This is a genomic window from Caballeronia sp. LZ029 (assembly GCF_031451275.1).
GTDB classification, from domain to species: Bacteria; Pseudomonadota; Gammaproteobacteria; order Burkholderiales; family Burkholderiaceae; genus Caballeronia; species Caballeronia jiangsuensis.
In genome coordinates this window covers 810,046-826,474 of the sequence record NZ_JARUXO010000001.1, presented here as the reverse complement: position 1 = coordinate 826,474, position 16,429 = coordinate 810,046, and the positions used below count along the sequence as shown (strand labels likewise).

Annotated in this window: 13 protein-coding genes; 9 read left to right on the top strand and 4 right to left on the bottom strand. The window is 65.4% G+C overall.

Annotated features, from left to right (window positions below; genetic code table 11):
* Positions 1–142 precede the first annotated feature (142 nt).
* The 9 genes from QCE73_RS03825 (at position 143) to QCE73_RS03785 (ending at position 11,731) form a co-directional block, all read left to right on the top strand.
* Complete coding sequence (locus QCE73_RS03825; RefSeq protein ID WP_309879860.1) at positions 143–1,522, top strand: amidase; 1,380 nt, start codon at positions 143–145, stop codon at positions 1,520–1,522.
* Between the two features lie 143 nt (positions 1,523–1,665).
* Positions 1,666–2,184, top strand: a complete 519-nt coding sequence (locus tag QCE73_RS03820; protein WP_309881904.1) for a disulfide bond formation protein B — start codon at positions 1,666–1,668, stop codon at positions 2,182–2,184.
* A gap of 265 nt (positions 2,185–2,449) precedes the next feature.
* A complete protein-coding gene (gene xdhA, locus QCE73_RS03815) occupies positions 2,450–3,967 on the top strand; it encodes a xanthine dehydrogenase small subunit (protein WP_309879858.1) in 1,518 nt (505 codons plus the stop codon).
* On the top strand, positions 3,955–6,306 hold the full coding sequence (gene xdhB, locus QCE73_RS03810; RefSeq protein WP_309879856.1) for a xanthine dehydrogenase molybdopterin binding subunit: 2,352 nt from the start codon (positions 3,955–3,957) through the stop codon (positions 6,304–6,306). The genes xdhA and xdhB overlap by 13 nt, the downstream gene beginning before the upstream one ends.
* Before the next feature lie 41 nt (positions 6,307–6,347).
* Positions 6,348–7,364 carry a xanthine dehydrogenase accessory protein XdhC gene (xdhC, locus tag QCE73_RS03805; protein ID WP_238288178.1) on the top strand — a complete coding sequence of 339 codons (1,017 nt, stop codon included), beginning with the start codon at positions 6,348–6,350 and terminating at the stop codon, positions 7,362–7,364.
* Between the two features lie 40 nt (positions 7,365–7,404).
* Entirely contained in the window at positions 7,405–8,427 is a 1,023-nt protein-coding gene (locus QCE73_RS03800) for an adenosine deaminase (protein ID WP_309879853.1), read from the top strand.
* 5 nt (positions 8,428–8,432) lie between these two features.
* Positions 8,433–9,806, top strand: coding sequence for an NCS2 family permease (locus QCE73_RS03795; RefSeq protein ID WP_309879851.1), 1,374 nt, complete (start codon positions 8,433–8,435; stop codon positions 9,804–9,806).
* A gap of 24 nt (positions 9,807–9,830) precedes the next feature.
* Positions 9,831–11,159, top strand: a complete 1,329-nt coding sequence (guaD, locus tag QCE73_RS03790) for a guanine deaminase (protein ID WP_309879849.1) — start codon at positions 9,831–9,833, stop codon at positions 11,157–11,159.
* A gap of 137 nt (positions 11,160–11,296) precedes the next feature.
* Positions 11,297–11,731, top strand: coding sequence for a hypothetical protein (locus QCE73_RS03785; protein WP_404989762.1), 435 nt, complete (start codon positions 11,297–11,299; stop codon positions 11,729–11,731).
* Positions 11,732–11,743: 12 nt separating this feature from the next.
* On the opposite strand, the gene QCE73_RS03780 is transcribed toward QCE73_RS03785, so the two are convergent.
* The 4 genes from QCE73_RS03780 to QCE73_RS03765 are packed head-to-tail and all read right to left on the bottom strand — an operon-like array spanning position 11,744 to position 16,428.
* On the bottom strand, positions 11,744–12,808 hold the full coding sequence (locus tag QCE73_RS03780; protein WP_309879845.1) for a 2-aminoethylphosphonate aminotransferase: 1,065 nt from the start codon (positions 12,806–12,808) through the stop codon (positions 11,744–11,746).
* Positions 12,808–13,965, bottom strand: coding sequence for a phosphonopyruvate decarboxylase (aepY, locus tag QCE73_RS03775; protein WP_309879843.1), 1,158 nt, complete (start codon positions 13,963–13,965; stop codon positions 12,808–12,810). Before aepY ends, QCE73_RS03780 begins: the two co-directional genes overlap by 1 nt.
* Positions 13,958–15,655: a phosphoenolpyruvate mutase gene (aepX, locus tag QCE73_RS03770; RefSeq protein ID WP_309879841.1), complete on the bottom strand. Its 1,698-nt coding sequence runs from the start codon at positions 15,653–15,655 to the stop codon at positions 13,958–13,960. Before aepX ends, aepY begins: the two co-directional genes overlap by 8 nt.
* Positions 15,652–16,428 carry a phosphocholine cytidylyltransferase family protein gene (locus tag QCE73_RS03765; RefSeq protein WP_309879839.1) on the bottom strand — a complete coding sequence of 259 codons (777 nt, stop codon included), beginning with the start codon at positions 16,426–16,428 and terminating at the stop codon, positions 15,652–15,654. Before QCE73_RS03765 ends, aepX begins: the two co-directional genes overlap by 4 nt.
* Position 16,429: the final 1 nt, after the last annotated feature.

The window sequence follows — 16,429 nt, the reverse complement described above, 5'->3', positions numbered from 1 at the left end:
TCGATCGGCGTCGGTGGCTTAGAATGACAGCCACCTTGGACGCCCCAGGTTTGCGACACGGCGCGTCCATCCACTCACTGCCGATGCGAAGCGCCGGGCGTGCCCGGCCTTCTCGCATGAGGCAACGCCACTGCCCGACGCCATGCCCACCACTTCGCCGCAGTTCGCCCCGCTTGCCCAACTCGCCGTCGATCTGAAAAGCGGCCGCACGACGAGCCGCGCGCTCGTCGAGGCGGCGCTCGAACGGATCGCCGATCCTGCGGGCCAAGGCTCGACCGTCTTCCTCCATGTCGATGCCGAACACGCCCGCGCCGCCGCCGATGCCCACGACGCACTGCGCCGCGCCGGCACCGTGCTCTCGCCGCTCGCGGGCATTCCGGTGTCGATCAAGGATCTCTTCGATATCGAAGGCGAAGTGACGCGCGCCGGCTCGAAAGCGCTGCGCGATGCGCCTCCCGCCAAGGCCGACGCCGTCGCTGTCGCGCGCCTGCGCCGCGCGGGCGCGGTGATCGTCGGGCGCACCAACATGAGCGAATTCGCCTTCTCCGGCCTCGGACTCAACCCGCATTACGGCACGCCGCGCTCCCCGTGGCACGCCGACGTGCCGGGCGACGCGCGCATCGCGGGCGGGTCGTCGTCGGGTGCGGCGGCGTCGGTGGCGGACGGCATGGCCGCCGTCGCGCTCGGCACCGACACCGGCGGCTCTATCCGCATTCCCGCCGCGCTGTGCGGCCTCACCGGCTTCAAGCCGACCGCGAGCCGCATTCCGAAGCAAGGCGGCGTGCCGCTCTCGAAGACGCTCGATTCGTTCGGGCCGATCGGCACGTCGGTCGCGTGCTGCGCGCTCGTCGACCGCATTCTCGCCGGACGCGACCCCGGCGTGCCCGCGACGCGCCCGCTCGACGGCGTGCGCCTCGGCGTGCTCACGAACTACGTGACCGATGGCGTCGAATCTCCCGTCGCGAGCGCGGTCGCCGCGGCGATCAATCATCTGGCCGCCGCGGGCGCGCTGGTGGAAGACGTGCGTTTCGCGCCGCTCGACAGACTGCCGGAAATCAGCCGCTATCCGCTCGTGGCGATCGAGGCGTACGCGTGGCACCGGAAGCTGATGGCCGAGCGCGGCGACGAATACGACCCGCGCGTGCTCGCGCGTCTGAAGCGCGCGGAAGCGGCGAGCGCGGCCGACTACATCGACTTGTGCGAAGCGCGCGACGCGATGATCGAGGCGGCCCGCACGACGCTCTGGCAGCGTTTCGACGCGATCGTCTGTCCGACGGTGCCGGTGCTGCCGCCGCGCATCGCCGATCTGGAAGCCGACGACGACGCCTTCACGCGCACCAACGCTCTGATCCTGCGCAATCCGACCGCCTTCAATTTTCTCGATGCCTGCGCGCTATCGTTGCCCTGCCATCCGCGCGGCGAGGCGCCCGTCGGCCTGATGCTCGCGGGCGCGCCGAACGCCGACGACACCCTGCTGTCGATCGGACGCGCGGTCGAAGCCGTGCTGGCGACGACGCGCTGAGCGGCCCGAAAACCGTCAGAACATCGCGGCTGATTTTGCGTATCGGGCGTTCGCGCTAGAATTCACCGCGATACCCACGCAACTCAGGTGCTTCCTTCTCGAATCGTTGCGAAATAATGAACAACTCTTTGAATCACTTCACGATGCATCAGGACGACCGGGTGATGCGCCGCGAGCGCCGCCTGCTCGTATTGCTTGGTTTCGTCAGTCTCGGTCTCGTCGGCGGCGCGCTGTATCTGCAATTCTTTCACGGCGAAGATCCCTGCCCGCTGTGCATCATCCAGCGCTATTTCTTCGTGCTGATCGCGATCTTCGCGTTCCTCGGGGCGGCGTTCCGCAACTGGCGCGGCATCGCGCTGCTGGAAACGCTCGTCGCGATTTCCGCGCTCGGCGGACTCGCCACCGCCGTGCGTCATGTGTATGTGCAATCGCATCCCGGCTTCAGTTGCGGTTTCGATGCCCTCCAGCCGATCGTCGACGGTCTGCCGCCCGCAAGCTGGCTGCCGCAGGTGTTCAAAGTCGCGGGTCTGTGCGAAACGCCGTATCCGCCGATTCTCGGTCTGTCGCTGCCGCAATGGTCGCTCATCGCGTTTGCGCTGATTTTCGTGCTGGTCGCGGCCAGTATCCGTTTCAAGCGCAAGCTGCGTTCGACGGTCCGGTAAATTCTTCCGGGCGGCCTCTCTGCGCCGCCCGCTTCTTCCCCGCTTCATCGCGTTTCGCACGCATCCCCTTTCCCGCATCAGCGCATCCGCATAATCTTGATACGTACCCGGCAATATTTTTGGGATATTGGGGTGTTAAGGTCGCGTCTGGATGGCGATCTACGTGCGCGCAGTCCGTTTCGCTCAAAGGCAGCTTTCTCATGCAACCCATGAGGCGAACGGAAACCGCGTAACGCGCGCCCGGTCCGCAATGTCTTCCTGAATCATGACAACGCAAACCATCCGCTTTCTCCAACGCGGCGCCGTGCGCGAGATCGGCGACGCGCCCGCCACGCGCACGGTGCTTCAGCATCTGCGCGAGAACGCGCTTTGCACCGGCACGAAAGAAGGCTGCGCCGAAGGCGATTGCGGCGCATGCACCGTCGTGATCGGCGAACTCGACGCTTCCGGCGCGCTCGCGCTCAAGGCCGTCAACGCGTGCATCCAGTTTCTGCCCACGCTCGATTCCCGCGCCCTTTTCACCGTCGAAGATCTGCGCGGCGCGGATGGCGCGCTGCATCCGGTGCAGCAGGCGCTCGTCGACTGTCACGGCTCGCAATGCGGGTTTTGCACGCCGGGCTTCGTGATGTCGCTGTGGGCGCTCTATCACCAGCATCCGCGCGATGCGGGCCTGCCGTCGCGCGATGAAATCGCCGCCGCGCTCTCGGGCAATCTGTGCCGCTGCACGGGTTATCGGCCGATCGTCGATGCCGCGCAGCGCATGTTCGAGTATCCGCGTCCACCCTTCGATGCCGACGCCATCACGCAACACTTGATTGCACTGAAGCGCGCGCAGACCTTCGAATACCGCGCGTCCGATACTTCCGGTCCGCACACGTTCCACGCGCCCGTCACGCGCGCCGAATTCGCCCGATTGCGCGCCGCGCATCCGAACGCGCGCCTGCTCGCGGGCAGCACCGATGTCGGCCTGTGGGTCACGAAGCAGTTTCGCGATCTCGGCGATGTGCTGTATATCGGCAACGTCGACGAGCTGAAGACGATCGAACGCGACGCGCAAACGCTGACGATCGGCGCGGCGGCCTCGCTCGAAGACGCGTATGCCGCGCTCGCCGCCGACTATCCCGAGCTGGCCGAACTGTGGACGCGCTTCGCGTCGCGGCCGATCCGCAACGCGGGCACGCTCGGCGGCAATGTGGCGAACGGCTCGCCGATCGGCGATTCGATGCCGGCGCTCATCGCGCTGAATGCGGAACTCGTGCTGCAGAAGGCCGATAAAACCCGCACGATGCGCCTCGACGCGTTCTATCTCGGCTATCAGAAGACCGCGCTCGATGCAGGCGAATTCGTCGCGGCGATTCGCGTGCCGCGTCCGGTCGCGGCGCTGCGCTTTCGAACCTACAAGGTGTCGAAGCGTTACGACCAGGACATTTCGGCGGTGTGCGCGGCGTTCGCGATCAGGCTCGACGAAAGCCATCGCGTAACGGATGCGCGCATCGCGTTCGGCGGCATGGCGGCGACGCCCAAACGCGCGGCGCAGGCCGAAGCGGCGCTCATCGGCCACGAATGGAACGAAGCGGCGGCACGCACCGCGATGGCCGCACTCGACGCCGATTTCCAGCCGCTCACCGACATGCGCGCATCGAGCGCCTATCGTGCGAAAGTCGCGCGCAACGTGCTTTGGCGGTTCTATCTGGAAACGCGTCCGGACGCTCCGCTCGCGCTTGCCGAGGTGAACGCCTTCGCGTACGGCGCGCATGTGGAGGAAGCGCCATGGACCGACTGACCGAACCGATGGTGCTCGACGCCGCCGGGGCCGCGCTGCCGCACGAATCGGCGGCGCTGCACGTGAGCGGCGAAGCGATCTACACCGACGACATCCCCGAGTCGCGCGGCACGCTGCACGCGGCGCTCGGTCTGTCGCGGCACGCGCATGCGCGCATCGTGTCGCTCGATCTGGATGCGGTGCGCGCTGCGCCCGGCGTCGTCGCGGTGCTGACGGCCGCGGACATCCCCGGCGAGAACAATTGCGGTCCGGTGCTGCACGACGATCCGATTCTCGCCGCCGATGAAGTGCAGTACCTCGGCCAGCCGGTATTCGCCGTCATCGCCGAGAGTCACGATCTGGCGCGCCGCGCCGCCGCGCTCGCAAAAAGCGAGGATGTCGTACGCTACGAGCCGCTCGAAGCCGTGCTCACGCCGCGCGAAGCGAAGGCGCGCAACCAGTTCGTGCTGCCGCCGCTCCATCTGCGCCGCGGCGACCCGGACGGACGCATCGCGGCGGCGAAACATCGGCTCGCAGGCGAGTTCGAAGTGGGCGGGCAGGAGCAGTTCTATCTCGAAGGACAGGTCGCCTACGCGATGCCGAAAGAGCAGGACGGCATGCTCGTCCATAGTTCGACGCAGCATCCGAGCGAGATGCAGCAGGTCGTCGCGCACATGCTCGGCTGGCCGACCCACGCCGTGCTCTGCGAATGCCGGCGCATGGGCGGCGGCTTCGGCGGCAAGGAATCGCAGTCGGCGCTGTTCGCGTGCGTGGCGTCGCTCGCGGCGCATCTGCTGAAGCGTCCCGTGAAGCTGCGCGCCGATCGCGACGACGACTTCATGATCACCGGCAAGCGTCACGACGCGGTCTACGAATACGAATGCGGCTTCGATGACGACGGGCGCATCGCCGGCGCGCGCGTCGAGATCGCGTTGCGGGCGGGCTATTCGGCGGATTTGTCGGGCGCGGTCGCCACGCGCGCCGTGTGCCACTTCGACAACGCGTACTACCTGAGCGATGTCGATATCCGCGCGCTGTGCTGCAAGACCAACACGCAGTCGAACACCGCGTTTCGCGGCTTCGGCGGCCCGCAAGGCGCGCTCGTGATGGAAGTGATGCTCGACGAGATCGCGCATCGGCTGAAACGCGATCCGCTCGACGTGCGGCGCGCAAATTATTACGGCATCGGCGATCGCAACGTGACGCCTTACGGTCAGCCGGTCGAGGACAACGTGATCGCGGCATTGACCGACGAACTCGTCGCGTCGAGCGAGTACCAGACGCGCCGCGCCGACATCGCCGCGTTCAACGCGAAAGGCGGCGTGCTCCGGCGCGGCGTTGCGTTCACGCCGGTCAAGTTCGGCATTTCGTTCAACGTGCCGTTTCTGAACCAGGCGGGCGCGCTCGTGCACGTCTACAAGGACGGCTCCGTGCTCGTCAATCACGGCGGCACGGAAATGGGCCAGGGGCTCAACACGAAAGTCGCGCAGGTCGTCGCGAGCGTGCTCGGCATCGGCTTGCAGCGCGTGCGCGTCACGGCGACCGATACATCGAAGGTCGCGAATACATCGGCGACGGCGGCATCAACGGGCAGCGACCTGAACGGCAAGGCCGCCGAAGCCGCGGCGCTCACGATCCGCGCGCGTCTCGCCGAACTCGTCGTGAAGCAGCTCGGCGGCAATGCGGCCGATGTGCGTTTTCATGGCGGCGTCGTGGACGTGAACGGCGGGCAGATGCCGTTCGATCAGCTCGTCGCGGCCGCGTATCTCGCGCGCGTGCAGTTGTGGTCGGACGGTTTCTATTCGACGCCGAAGGTTCACTGGGACGCGAAGACGCTGCAAGGCCATCCGTTTTACTACTTCGCGTATGGCGCGGCGGTGTCGGAAGTGGTCGTCGATACGCTCACCGGCGAGTGGAAACTCCTGCGCGCCGATCTGCTGCACGACGCGGGACGCTCGATCAATCCGGCGATCGACATCGGCCAGGTGGAAGGCGGCTACATCCAGGGCATGGGCTGGCTCACGACCGAAGAACTGTGGTGGAACCGCGACGGCCGCCTGATGACGCACGCGCCCTCGACCTACAAGATTCCGGCCGTCAGCGACGCGCCCGCGATCTTCAACGTCGCCCTCTTTCGTAATGCCGGCAACGACAACGCCGAGCCGACGGTTTTCCGCTCGAAAGCGGTCGGCGAGCCGCCGCTGTTGCTGTCGTTCTCGGTGCTGCTGGCGATTCGCGCGGCGATCGCATCGGTGACGCCCGATTCGACCGACGCGCCGAAATTGCGCGCGCCCGCGACGCCCGAAGCAATTCTCGACGCGCTGACTGTCGGGGCCGAAGAAGCCGCCCCGGTAAACTAGCGCCTGCGACGACGCACAACGACATTTTTGGAGCTCACTCGATGCAAGTTTGGCTGAACGACCTGCAACACCTGCTCGCGCACGGCGACGCCGTCGTGCTCGTGACGGTCGCGCGTGTCGAAGGCTCCGCGCCGCGCGAGCCGGGCACGAAGATGATCGTCACGCGCGAGGACGCGCGCTATACGATCGGCGGCGGCCATCTGGAATGGAAGGCCATCGAGACCGCACGGCAAGTGCTGAAGGACGGCATGCGCAGCCCGCGCATGAGACGGCTGGAGCGTTTCGCTCTCGGCCCGAGCCTCGGCCAGTGCTGCGGCGGCGCGGTCGTGCTCGCGTTCGAGCGGCTCGACGTGGCGGATCTGAACTGGGTGACGACGCTTTCGAAACGCACCGCGCAGGGGTTGTCGACCGTGCGCAGCGTCTCGTTCGCGCCGATGCCCGACGCCGTCATGCTCTCCGATCCCGAACCGGGCGCAACCGACGCCGACTGCCTCTTGTGGGACGGCGCCGGTTTCGACGAGAGCGGCGCGCTGCTCACCGAAACCATCGCGCCGCGCGACTTCCAGGTCGTGCTGTTCGGCGCGGGTCATGTGGGCGCGGCGCTCGTGCGCGTGCTCGCGACGCTGCCGTGCCACGTGACCTGGGTCGACGAGCGCGACGCCGCGTTTCCCGCGCCGCAGTTCGTGCCGGACAACGTGACGATCGAGCCGAACGACGCGCCCGACGAAGCCGTGGACCGCGCGCCGCCCCACACGTACTACATCGTGATGACGCACAACCACACGGTGGACCTCGCGCTGGCGGAATGCATCCTGAGACGCGGCGACTTTGCGTTCTTCGGCATGATCGGCTCGTTCACGAAGAAGAAGCAGTTCGAGCACCGGCTCGCGGCACGCGGCATCGACCCGGCGCTCATCGCGCGCATGGTGTGTCCGATCGGCATCGACGGCATCGTCGACAAGGCGCCCGAAGTGATCGCCGTTGCAGCGGCAGCCCAACTGCTGCAGGCGGTCGAAGCCAATGCTTCGAGCCACGCGTCATCGCAACAGACCGCCTGACCCACAGGCGCAACCGTAGCCCCAACACAACAAAGCCCACATGAATCCCACACTCGCCGACAAGATTGCGCGCGCGCCAAAAGCCGAGTTGCATATCCATATCGAAGGGTCGCTCGAACCGGAGCTGATTTTCGCGCTCGCGAAGCGCAACAACGTGAAGCTCGCGTACGACTCGATCGATGCGCTGCGCGCCGCCTACGCGTTCACCGACCTGCAATCGTTCCTCGACATCTACTACGCGGGCGCGAGCGTGCTGCTCACCGAGCAGGACTTCTACGACATGACGATGGCCTACGTCGAGCGCGCGCTCGCGGACCACGTCGCGCACACGGAAATCTTCTTCGATCCGCAGACGCATACGGAACGCGGCGTAGCGATCGAAACGGTCGTCGCGGGCATCGATGCCGCGCTCGCCGAAGGTGAGAAGCGCGGTCTTTCGAGCAGGCTGATTCTCTGTTTCCTGCGCCATCTTTCCGAAGAAGACGCGCTCGCGACGTACGAAAGCGCATTGCCTCTGTTCGACAAGTACGCGCATCGGCTGATCGGCGTCGGGCTGGATTCGTCGGAGCGCGGCCATCCGCCGTCGAAGTTCGAGCGCGTGTTCGCGAAGGCGCGCGAGCGCGGTCTGAAGCTCGTCGCGCATGCGGGCGAGGAAGGCCCGCCGTCGTATGTGTATGAAGCGCTCGATCTGCTGAAGGTGGATCGCGTCGATCACGGCGTGCGCAGCATTGAGGACGCGGCGCTCGTCGCGCGTCTCGCGGATGCGCGCATCGCGCTGACCGTGTGCCCGCTCTCGAACCTCAAGCTCTGCGTGTTCGACGACATGACCAAGCACACGCTGAAAGACCTGCTCGATCAGGGCGTCGCGGTGATGATCAACTCCGACGATCCCGCGTACTTCGGCGGCTACGTCAACGCGAACTACTTCGCGATCGTCGATGCGCTGAAGCTCACGGATCACGAGGTCTACACGCTGCTTAAGAACAGCCTGGAAGCCTCGTTCGTCACCGAAGAAGAACGCGACGCAATGGTCGCGCGCCTGGATCAGCACTGGAAGCAGTAAAGCGCATGGAAACCACAGCAACAACACCACAACAGGACACGACGGCGCTCGAACGCTTCTTCGGCATTCGCGCGGCGGGCTCGCGCACGAAGACGGAAATCGTCGCGGGCATCACGACGTTCCTCACGGCGATGTACATCATCGTCGTCAATCCGGGCATTCTTTCGCAGGCCGGCGTGCCGTTTCCGGCCGCGCTGACGGCGACCGTCATCGTCAGCTTTCTCGGCAGTTGCGCGATGGGCCTGTACGCGCGCAATCCGGTGCTCGTCGCGCCGGGCATGGGCATGAACGCGCTCTTCGCGTTCGTGATGGTTCACGGCGGCAAGATGCCGTGGCAGACCGCGCTCGGCTGCGTGTTCTGGTCCGGCGTGATCTTCGCGGTGCTCGCGGCATTCAACGCGCGCAAGCTCGTCGTCGATGCGATTCCCGCGAATCTGCGGCACGCGGTGTCGTGCGGCATCGGCCTGTTCATCAGCCTGATCGGTCTCGTGAACGCGAAGTTCGTCGTCGGCGATCCGGTGACGATCGTGCATTCGGCGTCGCTGAATCCCGTCGTCATCACGTTCCTGATCGGCCTCGCCGTCACGACGATCCTCGTCGCCCGCAAGGTCACCGGCGCGCTGATGCTCGGCATCGTGTTCACGACGATCATCGCGATTCCGATCGGCCGCTTCTGGGGCGACGGCACCGCGTACTGGCCCGCCGCGATCGCCACCAAAACGCTCGTCAACTGGAACGGCCTCGTCTCCGCGCCGGACTTTTCGGCGGTCGGACAGCTCGATCTCGTCGGCTCGCTGAAGGTCATTTACTGGCCGTTCATCTTCGTGATGCTGTTCACGTCGTTCTTCGACGCGCTCTCCACGTTCATGGCGATTTCCGAAGCCGGCAAGCTCTACGACCGCGACGGCAATCCGCGCAACATCCGCCAGTCGATGATGGTCGATTCCTTCTCCGCGCTCGTTTCCGCGCCGCTCGGCACGAGCCCGGCGAACGCGTATATCGAATCCGCGGCGGGCATTTCGGCGGGCGGGCGCACGGGACTCGTCGCCGTGGTCGCGGGCCTGTGCTTCCTGCCCTTCCTGTTTCTTTCGCCGCTGCTGTCGCTCGTTCCGGCGATCGCGACCGCGCCCGCGCTCGTGCTCGTCGGCGTGTTCATGATGGAAGCGATCACGCAGATCGAATGGCATCGCTTCGATGAAGCCATTCCCGCGTTCCTCGCGATGATCCTGATCCCGCTGACCTACTCGATCACCGATGGCGTCGCGTACGGCTTTCTCGCGTTCGTCGTGCTGAAATCGGCGACGGGGCGCGCGAAGGAAATCAAGCCGGCGATGTGGATCATCGCCGCCTTCTCACTCGTGCTGCTTTCACAGCTTTGAACCCAGAAACGGAGACGTTGCATCATGACTCAAACCGCCTACCGCGCCCAGTTGCTGACCTTCCGGGAAGATCCCGCGCATGCCGCTGACGGCGCGGTCTACGAGGCCGATGGCCTTCTGCTCGTCGAGGACGGCAAGGTGGTCGCGGCAGGCGCGTATGCGTCGCTGCGCGACAAGATCGCCGCCGACGCGACCGTCCTCACCATGCGCGACAAGCTGATCGTGCCGGGTTTCATCGACTCGCACATTCACTATCCGCAGACGGACATGATCGCGTCGCCCGCGCCGGGCCTGCTGCCGTGGCTCAACACCTACACGTTCCCGACCGAGCGCGGTTTCGAGAATCCGGCGGTCGCGCGTGAAACGGCGAGCTTTTTCATCGACGAACTGCTCGCCTGCGGCACGACGACCGCGCTCGTGTACTGCACGGTGCACAAGCAATCCGCCGATGCGTTCTTCACCGAAAGCGAGGCGCGCAATCTGCGCATGGTCGCGGGCAAGGTGCTGATGGACCGCAACTGCCCCGAGTTTCTGCGCGACACGGCGCAATCCGGCTACGACGACAGCGCGGAACTCATCGCGCGCTGGCACGGCCGCGGACGTCAGCATTACGCGCTGACGCCGCGTTTCGCACCGACATCGACGGAAGCGCAACTCGAAGCGTGCGGCGTGCTCGCGCAAAAGCATCAGGACGTGTTCATCCAGAGCCACGTCGCGGAGAACACGGACGAGATCAAGTGGGTCGAGAGCCTCTTTCCGGGGCATCGCAGCTATCTCGACATTTACGATCACTACGGCCTGCTGCGTCGGCGCGCGGTGTACGGCCACTGCATTTATCTCGATGAGCGCGACCGCGAGCGCATGGCGGAAACCGGCGCGGTGGCGTCGCACTGCCCGACTTCGAATCTGTTCCTCGGCAGCGGCCTGTTCGACTTCGAGAAGGCGGGCGAGTCGAACATGCCCGTGGCGCTCGCGACGGATGTCGGCGGCGGCACGTCGTTCTCCATGCTTCAGACGATGAACGAGGCGCACAAGATCGCGCGCCTGACCGGGCATCATCTGACCGCGACGCGCATGTTCTGGCTCGCCACCACGGGCGCCGCGCAGGTGCTCGAACTCGACGACAAGATCGGCACGCTCAGCCCCGGCAGCGAAGCGGATTTCGTCGTGCTCGATCCGAACGCGACGCCGCTGCTTGCGCGCCGCACGTCGCGCACGGAATCGCTGGAAGAACTGCTGTTCGCGTTCGCGCTGCTCGGCGACGATCGCGCGGTGTTCGAAACGTACGCGGCTGGCAAACGCGTGCATTCGCGCGACAAGCGCAACACGGCGAGGCTGGAACTGGCGGCCTGACGCGCTATCGATGATTCATCCGGCAAGCGGCCTGCGGGCCGCTTTTTTGTTGGCCCAGCCACGCGCCCGCGACGATTCGTGCAGATTCCTTGCAATCTCGCTAAAGTGCAAGCTGTCCTGAACATCGCGTCAACATGATGCACGTCGCCCGATCCTGTCGAATCGCCCTGGCCGTGACGCTCGCGTCACTCGGTACGCTCGCGCATGCGAAGTCGATCGACGCGCAACTCGATTGCAAGTCGACCGCGCATGATTTCGTCGCGCCGTTGCAGCAGGACGGACTGCTCGAAACGAAGCCGATGCGCGTGGAGCCGAACTCCGTCAACGCGTTCAAGCCGGTGAAAGGCGCGACGCTGACGGCTTACGGCTTCAAGGTTTATGTGGTCGTCGCGTACCAGAAGGACGACCCGATCTTCAAACTCGGCAAGGGCGAGCCGATCGCCGATTCGGCTTACGGCGTGGTCGTGTGGGGCGGCGATAAGGAGGTCGAGCAGCAGGTGCGCGCCGCGGGCAGCGACGCGGATGTGCACCACGTCGCGCCCTTCATTACGGCGATTTTTTGCAAGCAGTGAGCGGCGCTTAGCTTAGCGCAGCAACGCCACGAACGACGAAATCAACCGGTCCATATCGTGCGCATCGAGCGCGCCCATCGTCGAAATGCGGAACAGTTCCTTCGACAACCCGCCCTGCCCCGCGTAAATCACGAAGCCCTTCGCCTTGAGCGCATCGTGCAGCGTTTCATACTTGACGCCCGCAGGCAGCCGATACGCCCGCAACACCACCGACGACTCCTCGGGCGACAACGCGCTGTCGATGCCGAGCGCCGCCAGCCCCGCCCGCACCTGCTCCGCGAGCTTCGCGTAACGCGCGTGACGCGCACGCCAGCCGCCTTCCTCTTCGAACTCGCGCAGCGCTTCGACGAGCGCGTAATACGCGTGAACGGACGGCGTGAACGGCGTATTGCGCTCGTCCTGCAACTTCGCGAGTCGCGCAATGCCGAGGTAGTAATTGCGGCTCGCCGCTTTCGCCAGCCCATCGCGGCGCGCGATGACGAACGCCGCGCCCGGCACGCCGTGCAGGCATTTGTTCGCGGTCGCGGCGATAGCGGCGATGCCGCCGCCGTCGAAATCGATCGCTTCGGCGCCGAAGCTGCTCACCGCGTCGAGCAGCAGGCCGATGCCGCGCTCCTTGCACGCGCGCGACAACTGATCGATCGCGTTCAGGCGGCCCGTCGTCGTTTCGTGATGGATGATCGCGACGTTCGTGAACGGCTTGCTGTCGAGCAGCGCGATGATCGCGTCGATGTCCGGCGCCTGCATCCACTCGTATTTGGCGACTTCGTACTCGATGCCGTATTGCTTCGCGATCTGCGCGATGCGATCGCCATACACGCCGTTCTCCACGACGAGCAGGCGCCCGCCTTCGGGCACGAGACCGGCGATCATGCTTTCGACGGCGGCGGTGCCCGAGCCCGTCATCAGCACGGCGCTCCACACGGCCGGATCGAGTTCGTAAGCGGCGACGAGACGCTTGCGCGCCTCATCCTGCAAATCGAAAAACTCCGGCTCGCGATGGCACAAGTCGGTTTGCAGCAGGCTCTTGCGCACGCGTTCGCTCAGCGTGACAGGACCCGGATTGAGCAGCAGCATCAACGGTCTCCAATGTGTTGTTGCAAACGCGCACGCACGTCCTCGGGCGTGATCTTCGGGCGCGGCAGATCGCCCGGCGTGCCGGTCCTGATCGACAGGCGCGCGAAACGTGCGCCGTTCACGTCTTTCGCGTCGAAGAGACGATCGATCACGCCGATATCGTCGCCGTCGAGCGCGAGCGCGTAACCACACGCCGACGCGATCGACGCGAAATCGACTTCCCGCGACACCGTCGCCTGGCCGCCCGTCGATTCGTGCGCGCCGTTGTCGAGCAGCAAGTGAATCAGATTCGACGGTCCGTACGCACCGAGCGTCGCGAAAACGCCCATGCGCATGAGCGCCGCGCCATCGCCGTCGAGCGCGACGACGCGCAGGTCGGGACGCGACAGCGCGAGGCCGAGCGCCATCGGCGTGACGCAGCCCATCGAGCCGACGAGATAGAGCTGGTTCTCGCGGTCGTCGATCGCGTAAAGCTCACGGCCGCAGAAACCGGTCGACGCGAGCACGACGGTCGTGTCCTTCGGCGTGTTGGCGATGACTTTTTGCAGCGCGTCGTGGCGCGTCACGCGCTCGCCTTCGAAGCGCTCAACGGTCGCGGGATGCGCATTGGCGCGCACGCCCGACAAACCCGTCTTCTTCAACTCGTAAGGCGCGACGCTGCCCTTCTGCATGACGAGCGCATACGGACGGCCGGCGCTGTCCATGTACTCCGTCGCGCGGTCGAGCGCCGGGCCGATCTGGTCGGCTTCCGTCGGGAACAGCTCCCACGGAATCTCCATCGTTTCGAGCATCTGCGGCGTGATCGGACCCATCAGCGCGTGCTGCGGCTCGTCGTGAACGCCCGGCTGGCCGCGCCATGTGACGATCAGCAATTGCGGCAGACGGAACGTCCATGTCAGCGACGTCAGCGGGCTCACCGCGTTGCCGAGACCGGAGTTCTGCATCATCGCGATGCCACGGCGCTTGCGACCTGCGCCGAGTTCGACTCCAGCGATCAGCGCGACCGCATCGCCCTCGTTCGCCGCCGACACGTAATGCAGCGACTCGTCCTGCAACACGTAATTGATGAAGGGCGTGAGAAACGAGCAAGGCACGCCCGCGTACCAGTCGAAACCACGCTCGCGCGCGGCCTCGACGAACTCGGCGGCCTCAATCACGCGCGTTCTCCGAGCCTTCCGAACCGATGGGCGTCTGACCGTGCGCGAAATCGCCCGCGCGACGGAAATCGTCGAGATCGTTCACGCCGCGCCAGTGGCCGTGCACGTACTGCACTTCGATCTTCTGGCCCGCGGCGATCAGCGCGTTGAGCAGCGCGGCCATGTCGAGCTTGTCGAAATCGGCGCGCTGTTGCAGCGTGTCGAGCGTCGCGAGCAGCCGTTCGCGCGCACCGGCGCGCACCTTGATGAGGCCCATCCAGCGGCCCTGCGGTGCGCGGCCGTCCGTCAGCGCCTGGCCCGCGCCGACCACGCTGTCGAGCCACACTTTCTGGCCGAACAGCGCGCGGTCGTCGGCGGTCGAGCAGTACGCGAAATCGGTCGCGGCAGCGCCCGCTTCCGGCGCCTGCGACGAATCGACGACCACGCAGAAGTCGCTGTCCGACTCGGTCAGATCGCGCAGGATATAGCTGCGGAACAGCAGGTCGCCGTAGGAAATCACGGTGTCGCCGTTCATGTGCTTGACGGCGCACGCGAGCGATGCCAACTCGCCCGTGGTGTCGTGCCGCTCGTTGACGACGAGACGGATGCCGCCCTTCTCGATCGCATCGGCGCGATAACCGCCGACCACGGTGATGTCGTTGATGCTTTCCTTCTTGAACGCCTCGACAAGGTGACGCAGAAGCGGCTTGCCCGCGACCGGCAGCATCACTTTCGGACGCGCTTCGGTCAACGCTTCGAGGCCCGCGCCACGGCTCGCCGCCAGCACGATCGCGCTGCGCTTTTCGTTGGCCGCGCTCAGATAGATGTTTTCGGCGGCCGAGTACTCGTCCGCGTCCTGCAGACGGAAGATCTCATTCACCGACGCGATGCGGTCTTCCACGTTCACGAGCGTCTCGCTGTCGTGAATTTCCTTCGCGATGGCCTGCATCGCAGAAACCGCGCCGCGAATCAGATGGTTCGCCCAGATCACGCAACTGATGCCGGCCTGACGGAACGCGTCGGTCGGCGTGCTGTAGTACTTCGTCGGCACGATGATGAGCGGACCGCGCCCGGCCCACTCGCGCGCGAACGTCAGAATTTCGTCGGGCTTCGACAATTTGCTGTGGATCAGGATCGCGTCCGCGCCCGCCTGGCGATACGCCTCGGCGCGCTTGAGCGCTTCTTCCATGCCCCAGCCGGCGATCAGCGCTTCCACGCGCGCGACGATCGAAAAGTTCGGATCGCTCTGCGAATCCTTGCCCGCCTTGATCTTGCCGCAGAACTCGTCGATGTCGGCGAGCGGCTGCGCTTCGCCGTTGATGAAGCTGTTGGTCTTCGGAAACTGCTTGTCCTCGATACACACGCCCGCGATGCCGCGCTGCTCCAGCTTCTTCACGAGACGGCGCACATTGTTGAAGTTGCCGTAGCCGGTGTCGCCGTCGAGCAGGATCGGCAGATCGCTCGCGTCGGCCATGAATTCGAGGTTGTCGACGACCTGCGTCCAGCTCGCCTCGTTGTTGTCGCGCACGCCGAATTGCGCAGAGATCGACAGGCCCGAGCCCCAGATCGCCTTGAAGCCCGCTTCCCTCGCGATGCGCGCCGAAATGCCGTTGTGCGCTTCCATCAGGAATTCGAGGCGATTGCTTTGCAGCATCTCGCGCAGGCGCATGGTGCGCGAATAGCCGACGGGAATGTTTTCGGGTGCGTTCATTGTTGGGATGCTCCTGCAAACTGACGCAGCGCGTTCAATTGCGGCAGCACTTCATCGGCCGCGCGCTTCACGTCGTTCTGAAAATCGATTTCGATCCACGGTGCGCCGGTCACATCGGCGATATCGAACACGTGGGACTTTTCCAGCAACAGATCGCGCACCGCTTCTTCATGCGGCATCTTCGCGCGGCCCGTCGCCACGTAATCGGCGCAGATGTCGGCGAGACGCGTGGCCGTCGCGTGATCGAAGCGGAAGAAGCCCACCGATTCACCGATGGTGTCGTACTTGAGACCCGCCGCCACCTGCTTGCGCAGTTCGACCGGCACGCCGTTCTCGACGCACAGCTTCACCGGTTCGTCGCCGGCTTCGAAATCGCGGTCGATCAGCAGGCGATTCACCGAACCACCCGCGACGAGCGGTTCGAAGATGCGTTCGTCGTAGAGCACGTCGGCGTCCATCAGAAGGACATCGCCGCCGCGCGTCATCGCGTCGCGCGCGGTATGCACGGACAGCACGCTGCCGAGCGTGAATTCTTCGTTGACGACGATTTCAGTCTTCGGCTTCCAGTCGATGGATGCGAGTTCGGCTTCGATCTGCTCGCTCTTGAAGCCGGTGACGAAGACGACTTCATCGACATTCGCCGACTTCAAAAAGTGCAGATGACGCTCCAACAGCGAAGCATCGCCAAAGCGAAGCAGACATTTCGGCTTTTGCTGGCCTTCGGGCTGAACGAGGCGCAAGCCCATCCCGGCCGCAAGAATAATTGCGCGCATG

Coding starts and splice junctions, on each gene's coding strand:
- QCE73_RS03825 (WP_309879860.1), top strand. CDS start 143: ATGCCCACCACTTCGCCGCAGTTCGCCCCGCTTGCCCAACTCGCCGTC.
- QCE73_RS03820 (WP_309881904.1), top strand. CDS start 1,666: ATGCATCAGGACGACCGGGTGATGCGCCGCGAGCGCCGCCTGCTCGTA.
- xdhA (WP_309879858.1), top strand. CDS start 2,450: ATGACAACGCAAACCATCCGCTTTCTCCAACGCGGCGCCGTGCGCGAG.
- xdhB (WP_309879856.1), top strand. CDS start 3,955: ATGGACCGACTGACCGAACCGATGGTGCTCGACGCCGCCGGGGCCGCG.
- xdhC (WP_238288178.1), top strand. CDS start 6,348: ATGCAAGTTTGGCTGAACGACCTGCAACACCTGCTCGCGCACGGCGAC.
- QCE73_RS03800 (WP_309879853.1), top strand. CDS start 7,405: ATGAATCCCACACTCGCCGACAAGATTGCGCGCGCGCCAAAAGCCGAG.
- QCE73_RS03795 (WP_309879851.1), top strand. CDS start 8,433: ATGGAAACCACAGCAACAACACCACAACAGGACACGACGGCGCTCGAA.
- guaD (WP_309879849.1), top strand. CDS start 9,831: ATGACTCAAACCGCCTACCGCGCCCAGTTGCTGACCTTCCGGGAAGAT.
- QCE73_RS03785 (WP_404989762.1), top strand. CDS start 11,297: ATGCACGTCGCCCGATCCTGTCGAATCGCCCTGGCCGTGACGCTCGCG.
- QCE73_RS03780 (WP_309879845.1), bottom strand. CDS start 12,808: ATGCTGCTGCTCAATCCGGGTCCTGTCACGCTGAGCGAACGCGTGCGC.
- aepX (WP_309879841.1), bottom strand. CDS start 15,655: ATGAACGCACCCGAAAACATTCCCGTCGGCTATTCGCGCACCATGCGC.
- QCE73_RS03765 (WP_309879839.1), bottom strand. CDS start 16,428: ATGCGCGCAATTATTCTTGCGGCCGGGATGGGCTTGCGCCTCGTTCAG.